The 19,460-nt window shown below is 56.5% G+C and carries 23 protein-coding genes and 2 tRNA genes; 13 read left to right on the plus strand and 12 right to left on the minus strand.

From position 1 onward, the window contains the following. Positions 1 to 145: 145 nt before the first annotated feature. Positions 146 to 730, minus strand: coding sequence for a class I SAM-dependent methyltransferase (locus tag PHF39_RS07395; protein ID WP_300222387.1), 585 nt, complete (start codon positions 728 to 730; stop codon positions 146 to 148). Between the two features lie 107 nt (positions 731 to 837). On the opposite strand from PHF39_RS07395, the gene PHF39_RS07400 reads away from it, so the two are divergent. Beyond that, complete coding sequence (locus PHF39_RS07400) at positions 838 to 2,328, plus strand: transglutaminase-like domain-containing protein (protein ID WP_300222390.1); 1,491 nt, start codon at positions 838 to 840, stop codon at positions 2,326 to 2,328. A gap of 13 nt (positions 2,329 to 2,341) precedes the next feature. Here PHF39_RS07400 and lysS read toward each other — a convergent pair whose 3' ends face one another. From lysS to PHF39_RS07415, 3 genes are all read right to left on the minus strand, one after another. After that, complete coding sequence (lysS, locus tag PHF39_RS07405; protein WP_300222393.1) at positions 2,342 to 3,886, minus strand: lysine--tRNA ligase; 1,545 nt, start codon at positions 3,884 to 3,886, stop codon at positions 2,342 to 2,344. Positions 3,887 to 4,004: 118 nt separating this feature from the next. Continuing rightward, entirely contained in the window at positions 4,005 to 5,345 is a 1,341-nt protein-coding gene (locus PHF39_RS07410) for an NAD(P)/FAD-dependent oxidoreductase (protein ID WP_366144205.1), read from the minus strand. Positions 5,346 to 5,429: 84 nt separating this feature from the next. Then, on the minus strand, positions 5,430 to 6,380 hold the full coding sequence (locus PHF39_RS07415) for a hypothetical protein (protein WP_300222396.1): 951 nt from the start codon (positions 6,378 to 6,380) through the stop codon (positions 5,430 to 5,432). A 64-nt stretch (positions 6,381 to 6,444) separates the two neighbouring features. On the opposite strand from PHF39_RS07415, the gene PHF39_RS07420 reads away from it, so the two are divergent. Continuing rightward, positions 6,445 to 7,191: a DUF128 domain-containing protein gene (locus tag PHF39_RS07420; RefSeq protein WP_300222399.1), complete on the plus strand. Its 747-nt coding sequence runs from the start codon at positions 6,445 to 6,447 to the stop codon at positions 7,189 to 7,191. Between the two features lie 102 nt (positions 7,192 to 7,293). Next, a complete protein-coding gene (locus PHF39_RS07425) occupies positions 7,294 to 7,995 on the plus strand; it encodes a glucose-6-phosphate isomerase family protein (protein WP_300222404.1) in 702 nt (233 codons plus the stop codon). Here the strand turns inward: PHF39_RS07425 and PHF39_RS07430 are convergent. Further along, the gene (locus PHF39_RS07430) at positions 7,961 to 8,725 is read right to left on the minus strand and encodes an NAD+ synthase (RefSeq protein ID WP_300222407.1); all 765 of its coding nucleotides are present in this window, start codon (positions 8,723 to 8,725) and stop codon (positions 7,961 to 7,963) included. The genes PHF39_RS07425 and PHF39_RS07430 overlap by 35 nt on opposite strands. Before the next feature lie 19 nt (positions 8,726 to 8,744). Further along, a complete protein-coding gene (locus PHF39_RS07435; protein ID WP_300222410.1) occupies positions 8,745 to 9,425 on the minus strand; it encodes a hypothetical protein in 681 nt (226 codons plus the stop codon). A 109-nt stretch (positions 9,426 to 9,534) separates the two neighbouring features. Here PHF39_RS07435 and PHF39_RS07440 point away from each other — a divergent pair, with 109 nt between their 5' ends. The 4 genes from PHF39_RS07440 to PHF39_RS07455 all read left to right on the plus strand — a co-directional run bounded on the left by PHF39_RS07440 (position 9,535) and on the right by PHF39_RS07455 (position 13,719). After that, positions 9,535 to 10,389 (plus strand): RIO1 family regulatory kinase/ATPase, encoded by an 855-nt coding sequence (locus tag PHF39_RS07440; protein WP_300222413.1) that lies wholly within the window; start codon positions 9,535 to 9,537, stop codon positions 10,387 to 10,389. Beyond that, entirely contained in the window at positions 10,374 to 12,338 is a 1,965-nt protein-coding gene (locus PHF39_RS07445) for a DUF460 domain-containing protein (protein WP_300222416.1), read from the plus strand. Before PHF39_RS07440 ends, PHF39_RS07445 begins: the two co-directional genes overlap by 16 nt. Continuing rightward, positions 12,331 to 13,197, plus strand: a complete 867-nt coding sequence (gene thiL / locus PHF39_RS07450; RefSeq protein WP_300222419.1) for a thiamine-phosphate kinase — start codon at positions 12,331 to 12,333, stop codon at positions 13,195 to 13,197. Before PHF39_RS07445 ends, thiL begins: the two co-directional genes overlap by 8 nt. Positions 13,198 to 13,293: 96 nt before the next feature. Beyond that, positions 13,294 to 13,719 carry a hypothetical protein gene (locus PHF39_RS07455; RefSeq protein WP_300222422.1) on the plus strand — a complete coding sequence of 142 codons (426 nt, stop codon included), beginning with the start codon at positions 13,294 to 13,296 and terminating at the stop codon, positions 13,717 to 13,719. A gap of 91 nt (positions 13,720 to 13,810) precedes the next feature. Here PHF39_RS07455 and PHF39_RS07460 read toward each other — a convergent pair. Beyond that, a tRNA-Ala gene (locus tag PHF39_RS07460) sits at positions 13,811 to 13,882 on the minus strand. A gap of 114 nt (positions 13,883 to 13,996) precedes the next feature. Here PHF39_RS07460 and PHF39_RS07465 point away from each other — a divergent pair. Next, the gene (locus PHF39_RS07465; protein WP_300222425.1) at positions 13,997 to 14,182 is read left to right on the plus strand and encodes a hypothetical protein; all 186 of its coding nucleotides are present in this window, start codon (positions 13,997 to 13,999) and stop codon (positions 14,180 to 14,182) included. Between the two features lie 24 nt (positions 14,183 to 14,206). Here PHF39_RS07465 and PHF39_RS07470 read toward each other — a convergent pair. From PHF39_RS07470 to PHF39_RS07490, 5 genes are all read right to left on the minus strand, one after another. Continuing rightward, positions 14,207 to 14,278 (minus strand) — tRNA-Ala (locus PHF39_RS07470). Positions 14,279 to 14,356: 78 nt separating this feature from the next. Further along, positions 14,357 to 15,361 (minus strand): transcription initiation factor IIB, encoded by a 1,005-nt coding sequence (locus PHF39_RS07475; RefSeq protein ID WP_048111065.1) that lies wholly within the window; start codon positions 15,359 to 15,361, stop codon positions 14,357 to 14,359. Between the two features lie 70 nt (positions 15,362 to 15,431). Continuing rightward, complete coding sequence (locus PHF39_RS07480) at positions 15,432 to 15,656, minus strand: Gar1/Naf1 family protein (RefSeq protein ID WP_300222430.1); 225 nt, start codon at positions 15,654 to 15,656, stop codon at positions 15,432 to 15,434. Between the two features lie 99 nt (positions 15,657 to 15,755). Next, a complete protein-coding gene (locus tag PHF39_RS07485; protein ID WP_300222433.1) occupies positions 15,756 to 16,409 on the minus strand; it encodes a histidinol phosphate phosphatase domain-containing protein in 654 nt (217 codons plus the stop codon). Then, on the minus strand, positions 16,406 to 16,681 hold the full coding sequence (locus PHF39_RS07490; protein ID WP_300222436.1) for a signal recognition particle subunit SRP19/SEC65 family protein: 276 nt from the start codon (positions 16,679 to 16,681) through the stop codon (positions 16,406 to 16,408). Before PHF39_RS07490 ends, PHF39_RS07485 begins: the two co-directional genes overlap by 4 nt. Positions 16,682 to 16,735: 54 nt before the next feature. Between PHF39_RS07490 and hypB the strand changes: the two genes are divergently transcribed. From hypB to PHF39_RS07515, 5 genes are all read left to right on the plus strand, one after another. Beyond that, positions 16,736 to 17,383 carry a hydrogenase nickel incorporation protein HypB gene (hypB, locus tag PHF39_RS07495; RefSeq protein WP_300222439.1) on the plus strand — a complete coding sequence of 216 codons (648 nt, stop codon included), beginning with the start codon at positions 16,736 to 16,738 and terminating at the stop codon, positions 17,381 to 17,383. Positions 17,384 to 17,478: 95 nt separating this feature from the next. Further along, positions 17,479 to 17,856 carry a 30S ribosomal protein S8e gene (locus PHF39_RS07500; protein WP_300222442.1) on the plus strand — a complete coding sequence of 126 codons (378 nt, stop codon included), beginning with the start codon at positions 17,479 to 17,481 and terminating at the stop codon, positions 17,854 to 17,856. An 87-nt stretch (positions 17,857 to 17,943) separates the two neighbouring features. Next, the gene (locus PHF39_RS07505; RefSeq protein WP_300222445.1) at positions 17,944 to 18,366 is read left to right on the plus strand and encodes a hypothetical protein; all 423 of its coding nucleotides are present in this window, start codon (positions 17,944 to 17,946) and stop codon (positions 18,364 to 18,366) included. Beyond that, on the plus strand, positions 18,363 to 18,824 hold the full coding sequence (locus tag PHF39_RS07510) for a DUF2240 family protein (protein ID WP_300222448.1): 462 nt from the start codon (positions 18,363 to 18,365) through the stop codon (positions 18,822 to 18,824). Before PHF39_RS07505 ends, PHF39_RS07510 begins: the two co-directional genes overlap by 4 nt. Before the next feature lie 135 nt (positions 18,825 to 18,959). Continuing rightward, a complete protein-coding gene (locus PHF39_RS07515) occupies positions 18,960 to 19,445 on the plus strand; it encodes a hypothetical protein (protein WP_300222451.1) in 486 nt (161 codons plus the stop codon). Positions 19,446 to 19,460: the final 15 nt, after the last annotated feature.

Here is a 19,460-nt window from a genome sequence, read left to right on the forward strand (position 1 = left end):
AACCGGGGATGTTGCCTGAAATGAGGACGGGGGTGGATCCCGACCTCAAGGGGGAGGGGGTATACCGGATACCTCCCCCCCACAAGGCAGGGGGGGTTACATGGATTGTGAAAAAAAGAGGTGGGGGGGTATGCGGGAGACCCCCTCACTCTTTCCTGAGCACAGAAGCCCGGTTCAGGAAATACCAGTACCGGTCCTCAACCCTGAACCCGGCGTTCTCTAAAAACGCAAGGTTTTCCGAGAACTCTTTCCCTGGGACGATAAACAGTGGTTCAGTGTAAAAGAAGGTACCCCCCGGCTTAAGGAGCAGTGCGATCTCACGGAAATACTGTTCCAGGTCCGGCACTTCGTGCAGGACAAAGATGGCAAACGCCACATCGAACGTCCCGTGCAGCTCCGCGGGAAGACCAATATGGTCAGGAAAGCACCGGTGCGTCCGTACCCGCGACATCAGCTCCTCGCGGTCCAGTTTTTTCCGGAGGATGTCAAGCATCTCCTCCTGTAAATCGGCAGACCAGACCTGCCCGATCTCCCCCATCCGACGGGCGAATTCGCGGGTGAAGAAACCCGGCCCGCAGCCGAAGTCGAGCACACGGTCGCCGTACTTCACATACCGTTCCGCGAGCCGGTCGGGACGGTAGAGGAACCGGCGGAACGCGGTATCGAGGTGAACGGCATTCTTTGCTGAAAAGACCTCGTGCTGGTGGCGGGAATTCTCACCCGGAGACATAGTGTGATCTGCGTGCATTTCGGGGATAACTGTTCCGACAGTATTCTGACCAGATCCCAATGTTAATATCCTGAAATCCTGTTATATGGTAAAAAGGGCAGATACTCATGAAACGCATTATTCTCCTCATCCTGTTCGTGGCAATCCTTGCCGCCGGGTGCACATCCCAGAAAGCATCCCCGTCGCAGGGGGATGCCCTCTATGCACAGGCAGAAAGCCAGTTTGCACTGACGAACTATCATGCTGCAGCTGACCTGTACGAGAATGCATCCCGGCAGTACCGGACCGAAGGGAACGCGGATCGGGCACGGGATGCCCTGAATAAAGGATCGCTGTCGGCCCGGATGTATGCCGAGTTCCCGTATAACCGGTCGGTCATGATCGCCATGATCGATGAGGAGTTCCCGTCAGTTCCGGCAGAGCGCAAAGCAGGCTGGCTCCCCTGCAATGCGAGCCAGTGCATTGAGAGCGACGGTGAGACGTGGTACTTCGCGAACACCATCAACAATATCAAATCCCACAACCTGGACCTGATGCGGGAGGCCACCGCAAAGAAAGGCGAGACACCGTTTTACGACCAGGTGAAGGAGATCGCCCTTGCCCCGTATGATGGGAGCGCGGGCACCTATGTCAATCCCACCCGGTGGGAAGGCACGGAAGCCCTGACCATACCGGCTGCCATGCTCCCGAAGACCGGCACCTTCCGTCTCTGGATCCCCCTGCCGGTCGAGACCCCTTCCCAGCACAACGTCACCATCGTCTCCATCGAACCGGCGCAGTATGTGAAGTCACAGACCGGGACGGGAGCAGACATGGGCCTTGCCTATCTTGAGGTACCGCTGGATTCCGTGAAAGGAGATTCCCTGACCGTCACAGCCCGGTTCCATTTTACCCAGTACGAGGTACGCCACATCGTCGACCCGGCAAAGGTCGGGAACTATAATGCCGAAGACCCGGAATACAAAAAGTACACCGCGTCCGGCCGGAACATCGTTGTCAGCCCCGCGATGAAGGCAAAGGCGCTTGAGATTGTGGGGAACGAGACCAACCCGTACCTGCAGGCGGAGAAGCTGTACTGGTATGTGGTCTCGCACCCCTACAGCAATGTCCCGCATGTCCGGCTCAGTGCAACAAATACCCCGGAATCGGTCTATATGCACGAGACCGGTTTTGGTGACTGCGGCACGCAGAGCATGTACTTTGCAGCACTCTGCCGGTCGCTTGGCATCCCTGCCCGGGCTATCGGCGGCTACCAGCTCGTGCCCGGCTACGAGGGGCCCCACTTCTGGTCGGAGTATTACCTGCCGGGCTATGGCTGGATACCGAACGACGTGACCATTGCCGAGGGTGCGGAATGGTCGTACGAGGCATCGGATGACGACCGTCACCAGTACAAGGACTTCTATGCAAGAAATCTCGACCCGTACCGCTACATCATCCAGAAGGACGTGGACGTCCCGCTCACTCCTTTTTCGGGCGATACGGTGATGTTCGACATGGTTGTTCAGTCGCCCAAGGCAGTCTGCGACACCTGCGATACCGACCCGGAGTTCGGGATGCTCGAAGACTGGAAGGTAGTTGTGAAAAAAGTGGGCTAAACCCGTACGAGGCTTATTCCGTCCCCTCTTTTTTGGGTGAAGGCTCTTCCTCTTCCACATCATCCCCTTCGCCCGCTTTGAGGGTCTTCATCGAGGGGAAGAGGATGACTTCCTTGATGGAGTTGTTGTTGGTCAGGAGCATCACGAGCCGGTCGATGCCGATCCCGACCCCGCCGGTGGGGGGCATGCCGTAGCCGATGGCGTTGATGAAGTCGTAGTCGATCATCTGGGCCTCGACATCGCCCAGCTGGCGCTTCTTGTCCTGCTCCTCGAACCGCTCCTTCTGGTCTACCGGGTCGTTCAGCTCCGAGAACCCGTTGCCCACTTCCATGCCGGCGATGAAGAGCTCGAAGCGCTCGGTGAAACCCTCTTTCTCGCGGTGGCGCTTGGCGAGCGGTGAGTTCTCGACCGGATAATCGTAGATGAAGGTCGGCTGGATGAGTTTCTCCTCGACAAGCCCCTCAAAGAAGGCGATGAGGTACTCGCGCTGGGACTTCGGCTTGTCCGGATCTTCGATCCGGTGCTCGTGGGCGAGCTTCCGCAGCTCTTCAACAGAGTGGGCGAAGATGTCGATGCCGCCGATCTCCTTCACGGCATCCGCCATCGAAAGTTTCCTCCACGGTTTGGTGAAGTTCAACGTCACATCGCCGAACGGGAGCTCGTACTTCCCGTGGATCTTGTCGATGATATACGTGACAATGTTCTCGGTGAGCTCCATCATGTCCCGGAAGTCGCGGTACACCCAGTAGATCTCGACCATGGTGAACTCGGGGTTGTGGTCCGCGTCCACGCCCTCGTTCCGGAAGTTCCGGGAGATCTCGAAGACCTGCTCGAACCCTCCGACGATCAGCCGTTTCAGGTAGAGCTCAGGAGCGATCCGGAGGAAGAGTTTCTGGTCGAGGAAGTTGTGGTAGGTGGTGAAGGGCCGGGCATTGGCGCCACCGTACACCGGCTGGAGGATGGGCGTCTCGAATTCAAGGAAGCCGTGGTCGTCGAGATACCTGCGGAGGAGAGAGATGATCCGGCTCCGGTTCCGGAACGTCTGCCGGTTCTCCTCGTTTACAATCAGGTCAACGTACCGCTGGCGGTACCGCTTCTCCACGTCCTTTAACCCGTGGAACTTCTCGGGAAGGGAGCAGACCGCTTTACAGAGGATGCAGAATTTGTCCACCCAGACGGTGATCTCCCCCAGTTTCGTCCGGAAGACGTGCCCCTCAACCCCGATGATGTCCCCCCGCTCAACATACTGGTTGAAGAGCTCGAACTGCTCCTCGCCGAGATCGTTCTTCCGTATGTAGAGCTGGATCTTGCCGCTCTCGTCCGCAAGATCGGCAAAGATCGTCTTCCCGTGGTTTCGCACGATGTGGATGCGTCCTGCCGTGGAGACGACTTCTGCGCTCTTGTCGTGCGTGATCTCCGCGTACTTTGTCTTGATTTCGGAGACAGTGTTCCTGCGATCGAATGTCGGGGGGAACAGGCAGTGCCCTTTGTCACGGAGGGCTGCGATCTTGTCGAGCCGGGTCTGGTCGAATGCGGTATTCTCGGTGGGGTCGGTCATTGTAGATGCACCACGGTAGAGGACGGTGTGTATCCTATCTATGGGACTCCGGGCGTAATAATACCATAATAATCCCCCGTCAGGGTCTGGGGCCCTGCCAGCTCTGGGGGATGGGGGATCAGCGTTTTTCGTGTTTCTTCAGTAATTCAGAGGCGTACTTTGCCAGCCCGTAGACACCGTCGGTGGACGGGTGGACCTCGATGAAGTCGGAAAAGTCGTGAACCGAGAAGTGGCGCCTCATTAAAAGTGCCATATAGCCGGCAATCAGACCGCCCCCGGGCGAAGCCGTTGCCATCCCGCTGAGTGCGCCATCCGGTGCAACGAGGATCTTTGCAAAGCCGGTATCTGAAGCCGGGACAGCCCAGAACGTCCCGGGCCCGGCCACACCCGGGATGACCAGCGGTTTTGCCCGCGGGTTGTTATCGGAACAGAAGGCAAGTTCGTACCCGAGGTTGAGAGCCTGTGGGATGGCCGAATAGTCCATCTTCCGGTGCTGCCCGAGGATATTATCCGCTGCCACGATCCCCTGCAAACGGGCAACAGGGGTCAGGAACGGCGGGCCTGTGATATCACCTGCAGCATAAATACCGGGGAGGTTCGTCCGCATGTAATCATCCACGATCACCTCGCCGTTGGGCCGTTTTGTAACCCCATCGAGCATCCCGGAATTGGGCGTAAGCCCTGCTGCAACCAGGACCGCGTCGCATGCAAGTACTCCCTCTTTTCCGCCATTTTTCACGAGAATCTCAAGGTTTTCTTTCGAATCCCGGACAGCAAGAACATCGGTGCCCTCCCGGATCTCAACACCGGCAAGCTCGCGCACCGCCCGTTTCCGAATGGTCTCATCAAGATTTTTCAAAAAACCGCTCCGGGAAATAACCGTGACCCTGCTTCCGAACCGGGAGAAGATGTAGGCGAATTCCGCTGCCATGATCCCCCCGCCGATGATGGCAAGCCTCTCTGGCAGGGCTTTCATGGTCTTAAGGGAATGCGGAGTGTAGACGCGTTCATTCCGGATCCCCTCGATGTCCGGCAGTGCCGGGCGCGATCCGGTGCAAAGGATGACGGCATCGCCTATCAGTCTTTCGCTGCCGACAACAACCTCCCTGCCATCAAACCTCCCTTCCTGCCCGTAGAGAATTTCAACGCCGGCATCCCGTGTCTCTTTGTCAAGAACACCCGTGATGGTCTCCTGCACCTTTGCCATCTCGCGCAGGAGCGCCTCAAAATCGAGATCCGGAGCTTTCCTGAGGATCCCGAGCTCGCTGAACGTACCCGCGGCCTGGATATGCCGTGCAACATCGTTCATGGCACAGACCGGCATGCACCCGTAATGGAGGCACTGTCCGCCGATACCGCCTTTCTCGACCAGCGTGACCTCCCTGCCGGCAGATGCCAGCCGTATCGCGGCGAGCCGTCCTGCAGGGCCACCGCCAAGGATCACGATCATGAGCGCCATCCCATGCGGCTGAAGCGGGAATTATTGCAGGGTATGCCCCTTGGAAGACGAATAAAAAAAGGAAAATGCGGGATCATGTGCGCGTCAGAAGACTTCGACGCCCTCGTCCATAGGCTCTGAGAGCAGTTCACCGGTAAATGCATTCACTTCCACGATCTTCTTGCCCTTGATCTGCCAGACCGGGATGTAGACCTGCTTCGTCTCCACGGTGATATTCTTCCGGTCGGGTTTTAAGACCTTTTCCTCGTAGAAGATTGCGTCCCCCTTCTCCTGCTTGATCCGGACCTTCTGGGTCAGCCGGTCGATCAGCTCGCTGACGATCCGTTCCGTTGCCTCCTCTTTCCGGATATGAGGATCGCACACTTCAGCCCCTCCGGGGATCTCTTTCTCCTCTGCCTGTTTCCCGTCAAGGTCGATCTTGATCCCGTTGATGGCATTGATGGCTCCCCACCCGTCGGCATCGAACGGGATGCGGCGGTCTTTGTACACCTGCTCCCCGGTGCTGGTGAAGTGGAAGAGGAAGTAGGGCATGAACCGGAGCTTGGCCTGTCCCTGGACACCCCCGGTACGGATTGCAGCCTGTTCAGAAACCTTGACCGGGAAATGGAGGAGCGTGATCCCGGAAGGCTCATCCTTTGCTGCCTCAGCTGCTGCAACAGCCACAGCCTTTGCCCGTGATGCGGTGAGATCAAGGGCCAGTTCGCGACCGACAATGTCCGCAAGCACGGCTTCACCGGTGTACCGGACAAATTCCTCCACTCCCCACTGGATGCAGTTCTCCGTGGTGATACTCTTTTCAAGGGTGAAGAGGAGTTTCTTGCAGGTCATCTCATGGTCGTCGATCATGAGACTGTAGTTGGTCTTGTCGAACTGGGCGATCATGTTCCGGTCGTTTGAACAGAGCACAAGGATGCATGTGTTGTCATGAACCGCTGAAAGGTCGAGCGGGTCGTCGACCTCTTCCACCTCAAAACGAGCCGCTTCAAGAATGAGTCTCATTGCATTCTTGGCTTTTTCCCGCATGTCGTGTTCCATTAAGAATACATTTTCGTGGTCTTATAGAACAATTTTTCTATTGAAATGCCCGAAAATACAGTTAATGAACCCCCCTCTAAAATTTATGAATAACTCAATTGAGGATTATTCCATCCAGACGACCTACGATCCGGCGAAACATGAGGGGAGCATTGTTTATAACCTGTCCCTGGTAAAAACCGGGGACCTGGAATTTGCCATCTCGGTGCTTAAGGATGCTTACCGGTCCGGCATCAGTATAAGCGGGCTTGTCAGGTTCCTTGAACCGGGACAGAAGATCTCAGGATTTACGATCCCACCTGACTGTACGGGAATCTGCACCATGTGCAGCATCACGTTAGACGGGATCCTGATCCGGCATGGCATTCCGGTGCAGCCCATCGGGGGAGGGATTGTGGAAATTGTGAACCGGACACCGGTGCGGTTCACCCACATTATCCTCTATGAACACACCACCATCGACCCGCTCCAGGTCCTGATGTCCCAGAAGACTACTTCTGTGATGGATGTGATGCGCAGGGGCAGCGGCAATATCCTTGCCAATATACGGGAATTCCACATGGAAGCCGAGTCCCTTGTCGGCCAGGTGCTCGATGAACTGTCCGGGAGCGGCTTCTCCATAGTTCTCGACGTTGGTATGCCGAATGTCCCCCTTCTTGGTGTTCCGGTCAGCCCGCAGTTCATCGGTATAGCAGCCATTGGCGGGACAAATCCCCTCGCAGCAATCCGGGAATCTGACCGCTGGATTCAAATTCAGGCTATGAAAGGTCTCATCAATGTCTCGGAAATGGATGAGATCCGGGACTACTAACGAACGTCTTCGTTGCTGAATATTTTTTCAGAACGTCTCTGGGTTTTGTCCAAAAAACCCTGACACCCGGTATTATTTACTTGAAAGGTGAACGATGTGGTTATGTTTGGGTGGGACGGGGAGCTGCCTCCCCCAACGGTTCGGACTATCGACGAAATGCGCCCGGTCCTTGCCGATCCGAAATGTGAGCATGAGGGTCCGCTATATTGCATGTACCGCGACCTTGCACAGTCCGATGCAGACTGGACGTGGCTCCATGCCCACAAGCTGCGGTACGACCTGACGGTCATCCCCCCCAACAATCTCTGCGGGGAGTGGGTGAAGACCAAAGGCCATTACCACCCGAGGAACCCGGCCGGCGTCGGCTACCCGGAGATATACGAGGTCCTGGAAGGAAGGGCCCGGTATCTCCTGCAGTCCCTTGACCTTCTCGATATTGTCATGATCGATGCACGTGCCGGTGATCTTGTCGTCATCCCGCCCGGGTACGGTCATGTCACCATTAATCCGACCGCGGATGAGACGCTGGCCATGGCCAATATCGTTTCAACGGAATTCGAGAGCGAATACGGGGAGTATATCTCCCGCCACGGGGCAGCGTATTTCGCTCTCTGTAACGGCGAGATAAAAAAGAACGCCCGCTACCCCCGCGTGCCCCCGGTGCGATCGGCGAGCCCAGGCTCCCGCCGCGAAGGTGTCCCAAAAGGCCCCCTGTACAGCCTTGTCGGGGACGAGAAGGCCCTTTCATTCCTGAATTATCCCGAACGGTTCACCCCTCTCTTTGAGAACCTGTTAAGAGACTAGGGGCAGGCATCCGCTTGTGCCCGCTCTTTTTCACCAGTGCGAGCACCTTCTCTTCCGTGGGATTGTCTGCCTTCCATGAATTCTCTTCAAGCGCCTGAAGCGCAGAATCGATCTCGGTATAGGAAAGCCCGATCTCCTTCTCATCGCTCTGCCCCGCCCATAACCCGGCAGACGGGACCTTCGTGATAATGGGCTCCGGGATTCCCAGTTCCCGTGCAGCCACGTAAATGTCGGTCTTGTAGAGATGAAGGAGGGGCTGGATATCGGCTGCACTATCACCGTATTTTGTGCTGTAGCCCAGCATGTACTCGCTCCGGTTCGAGGTGCCACAGACGATCCGGTGGTCCCGGTTCGCGTAATAGTACAGGGTGACCATCCGTATCCGGGCCATCAGGTTCCCGAAGAGATAGGGTGTTTCTGTAAAGCCGGGAAGGGTCTGGAAGCCTTCGAGCATTGGATCGATACTGACAACTTCATGCGGGATTCTAAACAGGCTGCACAGGTCCGCCGCATCGCGGAGATCCTCCGGGCTGCTCACCGATGATGGCATCAGGAGGCCCAGCACGTTTTCTGGCCCCACTGCACGGCAGCAGAATACCGCTGCTACTGCCGAGTCAATCCCCCCGCTCAAACCTATGACAATCCCTTTGCACCCGGCCTGCCAGTAGGCATACCGGACCATCTGCTCAATCCTGCCCAACCGGCACCCGAGGCCGTCGTCTGCGTCCATAGCTTTCTGCCTCTAATTGTTACCGGGTTTCTTCATCAACTGTTCGGTGCTTGTTTTGTCCTGCATCTGTTTCCCGTGCAGCAGCAGCGAGCATCTCGCCAAGATTCAGGATCGCGTGAGGTGCTGCCGGGTGACGTTGCGCATATGCTCCAAGCAGGTTCTTCACATCATCATACAAGGTGTCATTCTCCTGTGCGGCAGGCATTTTGCTCTCATCCAGTCCGAAAATTTGTGAATAGAGGGCGATCTCGCAGGAGGGGATATGGCAGAAGGGAGCGATTACAGGAAGAGTGCCTGCATTTTCACCTCCCCCATGGATGCCGGTGATCGGCTCCCCCCTCAGGATTCCGGTAAGGATTGCTGCAGAACTGTCTTCGAGTGTGATTGCCAGCGCGATCCGTGTTGCTCCGGCACGTAGTGCAACGGAACCAGGACTCTCGTGACCTCCCCCCGAAATCCCAGATACCCTGATATCCCTCCGCTTTCCGGTCAGTTTGTGGAGAAAGAAGAGGAGGGCCCTTTCGGCGGGATCTCCTGTGAGGATCACAGCGATATGATCGCTTCTGCACAATCCTTTACGCTGGCGGATCGTGCGCTTGGCCTTTGTCTCGATATCGGCAACAAGGTGCTCCCTGCAGAGATACTGCCCGGAATAGGGCTGGTAATGGATGGCCTCCTGCCTGCACTTGCTGCACTGCATCCGTCTGACCCGATCATTTCTGGACAATGCAAGATGTTTAAGGTTATGCAGCACGGAATGCGCGGGTGCTGAAGGTTTTATACTCTCGCACATAACCACTCTAACGGATATGGTCGTCGCCGCGGAACAGATCCGCAACCTGAATAAATACGAGAGATCGATCCTGCTTGCCCTTGAACGCGGGATGAAACGGTACTCCTGGGTGCCGCTTGAACACCTCCGGGCAGCGACAAAACTCTCTGAATCAGAAGTCAATTACCGGCTCTCCCGGCTCATTGCCTGGGGGATGGTCCGCTTCAACCCGGTGCCGTACGACGGGTATGCCCTTGTCTTTGGCGGATACGATACCCTGGCCCTCACTGCGCTGACCCAGAAAGGTACACTCTCGGCTCTGGGATCCCTCATCGGAGAGGGTAAGGAGTCTGTGGTATACGAAGCCCTCAGCCTTGGCCCTGTCGCCATCAAGTTTCATCGCGTGGGCCAGCGTTCATTCTCATCGGCGCGGATCAACCGCGAATATATGGAAGAGGGTCACTGTCCCTGGCTTGTTGCCTCGAAAAAATCGGCTGAGCGTGAATACCTGGCCTTAAAAACGCTGCACCCGGTGGTAAGTGTTCCGCTTCCCATTGCCCAGAACCGGCATGCCGTGGTGATGTCTCTGGTTGATGGGGGGGTCCTCAACCGGACCCCGCTGGAAACTCCGGAAAAAACCCTTGACGAGATCCTGGAAAACGTTCGGAAGGCATACGCGGCAGGGGTCATCCACTCGGATCTCTCAGAATACAATATCCTTGTTGAAAACGGGCGCTGTGTCCTCATCGACTGGCCCCAGTGGATCGGGACCGATCACCCCAATGCTGAGGCCATCGCGGGACGGGACATCGACAATATTCTCGCATTCTTCAGACGGAAATATAAGATCCGGCGTGACCGGGAGGTTGCGTTGCAATGGGTGATCGGCTGAAGGTTTTCGGTATTGACATCGTCAAAGGATCAGTCCGCTCCCGCTCCCGGCGGCCTATGTACGCGCTTGTCCGGATGGACGGTTCACGGATCGAGAGCGAGACTGAGGTCTCCCTGTTCCGCCTCTTCCGCCTCCTTACCGCAGAACAACCGGATATCCTTGCCGTTGACAGCCTTCAGGAGATTGCGGCAGACCAGCACGAACTCTTTTTTTTCCTGCAGGGGCTTCCTCCCAAAACCCGCCTTGTCCAGGTAACGGGCGGTGAACACAAGGAGTCGCTCCAGAAGGTTGCCGGCCGGTACAATATCAGTTTCAACAAGTTCGATCCCTTTTCGGAAGCACGGACAACGGCACAGGTTGCCACGCTGGGCGCCGGGGCTGAAGTGATCGCGTTCGAGGACGAGAGCGAGATCGTGGTCAGCCGTCACCGTTCCCCGGGCAAGGGCGGGTGGAGCCAGAACCGGTACGTGAGGAAGATGCATGGAGCCGTGCAGCTCAAGGGGAGGGAGATTGAACAGGCGCTAGTTAGCGCCGGGTTACGGTACGAGAAGAAGGAAACCCGGGCGTTTGGCGGGTGCAGCAGGGTGGCGTTCCGGGTCTTTTCCGTCCGTGACCAGGTACCGGTCTCCACGTACAGGGGTGCTGATGTGCAGGTCCGGATCAGTGGCAAGCGGCTCGAACGGATCCGGTTCCGCCCGCTCTCCGCGAAACCCCGGTACCTGATCGTGGGTATCGATCCCGGGACAACGACAGCCTTTGCCGCGCTGGACCTTGATGGCAACCTTCTCCACCTGAAGAGCTCGCGCCAGATGACGATGTCTGATGTAATTGAGGCGCTCTATAAGGTGGGTAAACCGCTCATCATCGCCTCTGATGTCGAGGAGATGCCGTTTTCGGTCGAGAAGATCCGCCGTGCGTTCTCGGCGATCGCGTTCACCCCGAAACAGGACACCAGTGTCGAGACCAAGTTGGAGCTCACTGCCTCGTTTGAATACGCCAACGACCATGAGCGTGACGCACTCTCCGCAGCCCTTGATGCGTATCGCCAGTACCGCCACCGGTTCCAGAACCTGATGAAACGGATCCCGCCCGGACATGACCTCGACGAGGTGAGGGCGCGGGTCCTTCGGGGGCAGTCGCTTGAACAGGTCATCGGGGAGATGAACACGGTTGCTCCGGTTTTGGTTCAGGATACCGCACCGGTCACAGTCGATGAGAAGCATGATGAGCGGGTGCGGGTGCTGGATGGGATGGTCAAACGCCTCAGGGCATACGTGGCTGAACTGCAGGAGGAGATCAAGGCAAAAGACTACGAGATCCACCGCATGTCCTCACGCCTGAGGAAGGTCTGCACAACAAGGGATGCCGCGCTTGCAAAGGATGCCGAAGTGGTAAAACGGGACGCTGTCATCCAGAGCCTGAAAAAACGCCTGCATAAGGAGGAGCGGCACAACCGTAACCTGGTAAAGCGCCTTGCCCGGATCCGGAAATTCGCCGAGCTCTCGATGGAAGGCGATGTCGTGCCGGTGAAGGTCATGGACACCCTCACAAAGGAGGGGCTTCGCAGGCTTGCAGACGATGTTGGTGCGGATGAGGGAGATATCATATACGTTACCAGGACTGACGGGTGGGGGAGGAGCATTGTCCGGGATATTGCCGATCTCCGCGTGCGTGCTGTCATTGTGGCAGAAAAAAACATCACCAGCGGGGACCCGAACCTCACCCACTCGTTCCATGATGCCGGTGTCCCGCTCCTCTCCGAAAAGGAGACGATCACGCAGGTCCGCGGAAAACAGGGGCTCTGCGGCAAGGATGCCCTTGAGTCCGCACTCTCCCGCTGGAAGGGGGATCAGGAGCGGCACGAGCGCGAGAAGAAAACAGAATTGATCGAGCACATCTTCATGGAGTACAAGAGCGAACGGGGTAAGGTGGTGAAGAAAGGTGGATGACCGGGATCTTCTGAAAACCGTCATGGGCATTGTCGGGAAGGAGAAATGCGCCGACGACTGCGCCGAGTTTTCCTGCGGGGAGCAGGTCATGGTGGCGACAACCGACATGCTCCACCGGTCAACCGATTTTGTCCAGGGGATGACCGACTGGCAGGCAGGTTGGATGAGCGCGGCAGTCACCCTCTCTGACATAGCGAGCATGGGTGCTGTGCCGAAATATCTCCTGATCGCAGTCGGCCTTGACGACTGGAAGAGCCTTGAAGGAGTCATGCAGGGGGCAAAGGACTGCTGTGTGAAATACGGTGCGGAGATCATCGGTGGTGACATCGACCGGCACAACGAGCTTACGGTCGTGACAACCGGCCTTGGCCTCGTTGACCGGCGGGATATCATCCGGAGGACCGGTGCATGGCCGGGCGACCTTATCTGTATCACCGGCACGCCGGGACAGGCGCAGGCATGGCTTGACGGGTACCACCAGTTCGAGAAGTTTTTATTCGAGCCGCAGCCCCGGGTAACGGAGGGACAGCTCCTCGGGAAGGCCGGTGTGAGCGCAATGATGGACAACAGCGACGGGATTGCCCTCTCGCTCTACGACCTGATGAGTGTGAACGAGAATTGCGGTTTTGCGCTCGATTCGTTGAAACTCCCCATGCCTGCCGGCATCCCTGCAGAACAGGCACGCGAACTTGCACTCTATGGCGGCGGTGACTATGAGCTGATCTTTACCATTGCCCCGGACAGGTTCCCCGTTGAAGGCGTATCTGCGACCGTTATTGGTACGGTTACCGAAAAGAAAGCTGTCACCGTTGACGGCATCCCCCTGGAAAAGCGGGGCTACCAGCACCGCTGGGAATAACTCTTTTTTTTGGCAACCTCCCTTGGGCCTCTCGCAGTCTCCTTATATACAATGTGCAAGAGACATTTCTCAGAGAAAACAGGCAGGAAGACAGGCATGGAATCACTGGAGAGCAGGATGGAGAGGCTCACCCCGGCACAGCGGATGGAAGTTGAAGATTTTGTTGATTTCCTCCTCCTGAAGAATAATTTCCGCCAGAATCCACCAGCAGTCCCGTCTCCGGCGCCAATCCTGATGAACGCCCCGCCGGTCCTCTCTGCTGAGCCGGTTCCTGCAGTACCGGCAATGCAGATGTCGCCTCCGCTCATTCATGAAGAACCACACCTGACGGAAGGCAGTTATGATCCAGAACCTTCCTCAATCCAGGAGATTGCCGGTTCTTGTGAGGACGGGTATATGGACTATGGTATGTATGAGCAGGCTGCTATCCCTGCTGCAATACCCGAAAAAAGCACAAAACGGAAGGTTATTGCACGGGAGGCTGAAGAGAAGTCCCGCCACCTGCTCGAATGGGTGGACTGAACCGGCCCCTGTCAAACTCTTACATCGAGTGATAGATCCGGAATCGAGCCCGAATACCTTGAGGTTCAAAGTAGTTTTCAGAAAATCAGAATGGACTCGACGGGATTTGAACCCGTGGCCTTCACGTTGCAAACGTGACGATCTACCCCTGATCTACGAGCCCGCGTGCGCCTGTCTTTGCGGCATACTATTTTTCTGCGGATTCCATATAGTTGTTACTGATCCTCATACTTCAAGGAAGATGTATCGCGGGTTCCTACGATCGGTGCGTTGACCTGTGGCGCAACTGATCATCGAGCCGAAGAAGGGAAAGGATGGGCAGATCGAGTATATCGTGAACCATCACGAGAATAAGAGCGATAACTCGTTCACCATCAAAACGACTACCGATCTCAATGATGCTATTGAGAAGGTAAAGACCATGCTCGAAAGTGAAGTTCAGGCTATGCAGCAGAAAAAGTAGATTTTTTTTATTTTTTACCCGAGATGGACCCGGCGGGATTTGAACCCGCGGCCTTTACGTTGCGAACGTAACGATCTACCCCTGATCTACGAGCCCGCTTGATATGTTCTGTATATTTTCGAGTCTTTGGGATATAGTTCTTGGTGTCCTGCTTAAGACTGTAAAAAAAGGTTATCAGAGGATGATCTCGATATCGAGCTTCTCTGCCAGTTCCTTGTACCGGTTCCGGATGGTGACCTCGGTCACACCGGCGACCTCTGCTACTTCGCGCTGGGTGCGCCGCTCTCCGCCCAGGATAGAGGAAATGTAGATGGCTGCTGCGGCAACGCCGGTCGGGCCGCGGCCGCTGGTCAGTTCACGCTCGCCGGCCTGCCGGAGGATCTCCACGGCACGGCTCTGCACCTCGCCCTTCAGGGTGAGGCCCGAGCAGAACCGGGGCACGTAATCGATCGGGGAGGTTGGGAGGAGCTTGAGGCCGAGCTCGCGGGAGATGAACCGGTAGGTCCTGCCGATTTCCTTTCTTGAGACCCGGGAGACTTCCGCGATCTCATCGAGGGTTCTCGGGACGCTGCACTGCCGGCAGGCTGCGTAGAGTGCAGCTGCTGCAACACCTTCGATGCTCCGGCCGCGGATCAGGTTCTTGTCAACAGCGTCACGGTAGACAACGGCTGCGGTCTCACGGACGTTTCGCGGGAGGCCCAGTGCCGAGGCCATACGGTCCAGCTCGGAGAGTGCGAACGCGAGGTTGCGCTCGGTTGCATTGCTGACACGGATCCGGCGCTGCCACTTGCGGAGACGGTACAGCTGGGCCCGGTTCTTGGAGGAGATGGCCCGGCCATAGGAGTCCCGGTTGCGCCAGTCGATCATGGTCGAGAGACCCTTGTCGTGGATCGTGAAGGTCATCGGTGCACCGACACGGGAACGCTTCATCCTCTGGTCGTGGTCGAATGCACGCCATTCCGGGCCGCGGTCGATGAAGTCGTCATCGATGACAAGCCCGCAGCTCTGGCAGACAAGTTCTGCACGTTCGTAGTCGTGGACAAGCTGCCTGCCGCCACACTCGGGGCACACGGTTTCCGTGTGGTTCTCGGCTTTCTTCTCCTGCTCTTTCTGTTTCGTCCTCGCCTTGAGCGCTTCACGCTCGGACTGGAGGACTTTGAGTTTCTCGATTTCCTGCATCCACGTTCACCTTATCCTGATAAGCGGGTATTTTGATCACGGGGTTTTTACCGGTATCCCTTAGCGGGAGTTACTTTGTGAAGAGTTTCTCATTGGGCTGGACAGTGCATTTTTCCCGGCAGAGAACAGCGGCATACGGGGCTTTGACGTTCCCGAAGAGATCCAGGATCTTTCCCACGGGCTTCATCCGCCGATCGCTTACCTCGCTGTACAGCGGGGGAAGCTGGGCGGCATCGCACTGGATGATGAGCATCCGGCTGCCAATAGTGCTCATCGCTCGGCCAACAACTTTCACGAATAACCTCGGGGGTACAATAATGCTGATTCTTTTAGTAATCTATATATGTGCGACGGCACGGTATTTAAATGTTGCGTGAAAGTATAAATAGAAAATTCAGAGCCCGAGGAAATCGTCGATATTTAAAGATAGTACTTCCCTGCACTCCCGGTCGCTCAGCCCGGCTCCTTTTGCAACAATAAATTTCGCGCGCTCGTTCATGATGTCATGGGGTGCGTGCGCATCCGAATTCACGACCATCTGGCAGCCAGCCTGCCGGGCAACCTGTGCCACATGGCCGTTGGTCCGGTTATGCCCCCCGCGTCCGGTCAGTTCAAGCGCGATACCGTTCTTTACGGCAGTTTTTGCGTCCTTCAACGTGATGAGACCCGGGTGGGCAAGAACATCCACATATTTACATCCGCAGGCTGCATGGTTGGTGCCCTCGGCAACCGGCTCGACCGGCGTCTCGCCGTGGACAACCACGATATCTGCCCCCCGTGTTTTCGCTGCCTTTGCCAGGGAAGCGATCTGTTGCGGGGGAACATGGGTGATCTCGATGCCACAGAGCAGGCGGATCCCGAACAGGTCCGCTGATTCCCTGACCCGCGCAAGGGTAGTAAGCAGAGATTCGGCATTGGACAGATCCGCATGGTCGGTGACCGCAACAGTCGTGTATCCTGTTACTGCCATGCGGCGGACCAGCTCGATCGGCAGCATCTCCCCGTCCGACAGGATCGAATGGGTATGGAGGTCATACATGCCGCTCATTTCCGCGCCTCCAGTCTCTGGGCAACCTTCCGGATCAGCAGCTCCTTCTTCTCCTTCCATTCAACAACGAGCCGGCCCTCGCGCCGTGTCCAGTGGGCCGGGTGGTGCTTGTCCTCTGCGCGGAACGGTATGCCCGCTTTTTTCAGGGCCCGCTCAAGATCCGTCAGGACCGGTGCCTTGACCCCGGTACTGCGCGGGACCCTCCTCCCTTCAGCACGCGAATATGCCGCATTGAAGTAGCAGGGATAGATGATGCACTCGCCAGCTGCCATTGCCAGATCGTTTGTGGGTCAAGGTATAAACACTGTACGCTCCCACCTTTTAACATGCATCATATCGACGTCAGGCTGGAAAAGGACGTGTACGACGCAAACAACACTCTGGCCGACCATAATGCGGCGCACTTAAAAGCCCACGGGGTGCGTGCATTCGATCTGCTGGGCGCAATCGGGTCTGGCAAGACCGCGCTGATCGTGCGTCTTGTACCCCTTCTGGAGAAGAAAGGACTGAAGGCTGGTGCAATCGCTGGTGATGTGTACGGTGATGACGATTTCCGGCGGATCGTTGCCACAGGCATCCCTGCGTATAATGCAAACACGGGAAAGGAATGCCATCTTGACGCTCATCTGGTGGAGCATGCAATCGACCACCTCCCGCTTGACGAAATTGATATCCTTTTTATCGAGAATGTCGGCAACATGGTCTGCCCGACGGACTTCCGGCTCGGTGCGGAAAAACGGATCGTCGTGGTAAGCTCAACAGAGGGGGATGATGTCGTGAACAAGCACCCGATGATGTTCCGCGACTGTACGATTGGAGTCATCAACAAGGTCGATCTTGCACCGCTTGTTGGCGCGAACCTGGACCGCATGCAGGCAGACATTGCCCGGTACAACCCGGGCATGCCGGTATTCCGGACCAACCTGAAGACCGGGGACGGTGTGGCAGCACTCCTTGATGAAATCCTGGCATGAAATGCCTGATAAAGAAGTACTATAAATAACCCGGAAGTGAATATATAGAGCACCACCTTCGGGATACGGTCCCGGGGAAATAAGAGAGTGACACCATGCAGTGGCAGGGAGAATCAGTCAGGAAGGTTACCGGTGGCAGGCGCCGCCCGGCAGCCATGAAGAGGAGAGCAGAGATCGGCCGTGCGGCAGCAGACACCCACCTCGGTGAGCCCCGCAGCCGTGTTGTGCGGACATATGGTGGCAACCATATCACCATGGCCCTCCGTGCAAATTATGCCAACGTGACCAACCCGAAGAACGGCGAGACAAAGAAAGTGAAGATCGAGAAGGTCGAGCAGAACACGGCCAACCCGAACTATGTCCGGCGGAACCTTGTCACCAAGGGTGCGGTCATCAGGACCGAACTCGGGTCTGCCCGGATCACCAGCCGTCCCGGCCAGAACGGCATCATCAACGCAGTGTTACTCGAATAACCAATATTCTCTTCTTTTTTTCGTTACAACGGTTTCGTATCCGTATTTTCCGCAATCTTTTATCACTATTGTGTACAATTCTTTCTCATGCGAAGGATCTATTATCGTTTCCCGCAGCGGGTGGATCTCTCGTTTGCCATGGGTATGCCGTTCATCGACACGCTCAGGTATATTGCAGAGCTGGACAATACGGAATCGACCAAGACTACCGGAAAAGAACTGGTCAAGGTCAAGACACGGGTGGAGATTGCCATTGACCGGGCCACGTTTGGCGAGATTACTCCGGATTTGCTCCGCCCGGGGGCTATCACGGAAGCTGTAGATCTCCGTGTCTCGGTTCTCGCACTGGCCCTGCGCGGGGGTGGCAAGGTGCCGATAGCAAACGATATCTTCTACCTCAGGCTCATCGACCAGGTCTCCCGCACGGACATTGACATAGCAAAGGAAGGTCGCGGGGAAGGGCTGGATGCCCTTGATATGAAAAATATCCTTCTCGGTGCAGGAAAGTGACCCTGAAGACAACGATCGCAGCCCCGTTCCGGCATACCCGGAAGAGCGGGATGAAGAAGAACGAGCTGGTCTATTATTACGCCCTTGACCGGAAATGGATGAGTACCGAGCAGGCCAACCAGCTGCTCCGAAGGGCTGAAGAGGACGGGCTCCTGAAGCAGGAGAACGGGCTTTTCCTGCCGGCATTCGATACCGCGACAGTCACCATTCCGGTCGGCTTCAAGCCTACCTCTGCCATTTTCGAGCGGAACGATCCCATGCAGGAGCTTATCGGCCGCATAGCACGGGAACGGAAGGTCGAGGAGACAGAGATTGTTGCAGAGATGAACAAGGTTATCCGGGAAGGATTCGACACCAATCTCCTCCCCCCGGCAGCCCTGACGATCCTTGCGAAAAAATACCAGGTTTCCAGCGATGACCTTCGCGATTCCCTCCGGCAGGCCCTGCGGAAGTCGTAATCTGCTAAACTATTCGAATGCGTGTCCGGTTTCACCAGACACTGTACTACACAAAGTATTTCCTTAAAATATTCAATATCTAACATAGAATCATACAGGAGTCAGACAATGAGACATGGAAGAAGAAGAAGAGGAATGGACCTCGGCGATCTGCCGTGGCTCCCCATTGCCGCCATCATTGGTGTGGTTGCTGTTGTGATCATTGCAGCGTTGTTTTTCCTTGGCGGAGGATTCGGGGGGGAAAGTTCTCCCGCAGCACCCCCCGTGAGCAGCACTCCTGTACCGCAGGGTACCGTGCAAGTCACCCAGGGGGTAGCCTCTATCACGGTTCGCGAAACAACGGCACCTGCAGTCCCGGCAACCGGTACCTGGGTGATGGTTGAATACATTGGAAGCTTCAAGGGAAGCTATGGCATGCCTTCCGATATCCAGAATGCCGAAAACTCGGGGATCCGGTTGTATGAAGTCGTGAATGCAACAGGTACGGTCAAGGCAGAGTTCCAGAAGAAGGACAGCTCAACGAAGCACGACCTCACAGTGACCATATACCAGGATGGAAAGGCGGTAAAGTTTGCAAAGAACAGTTCCGCCTACGGTATTGTCACCATCCAATACCCGTAACTTTTTCGCACCTGC

The sequence above is a fragment of the Methanoregula sp. genome (genome assembly GCF_028712425.1).
Taxonomy (GTDB): Archaea; Halobacteriota; Methanomicrobia; order Methanomicrobiales; family Methanospirillaceae; genus Methanoregula.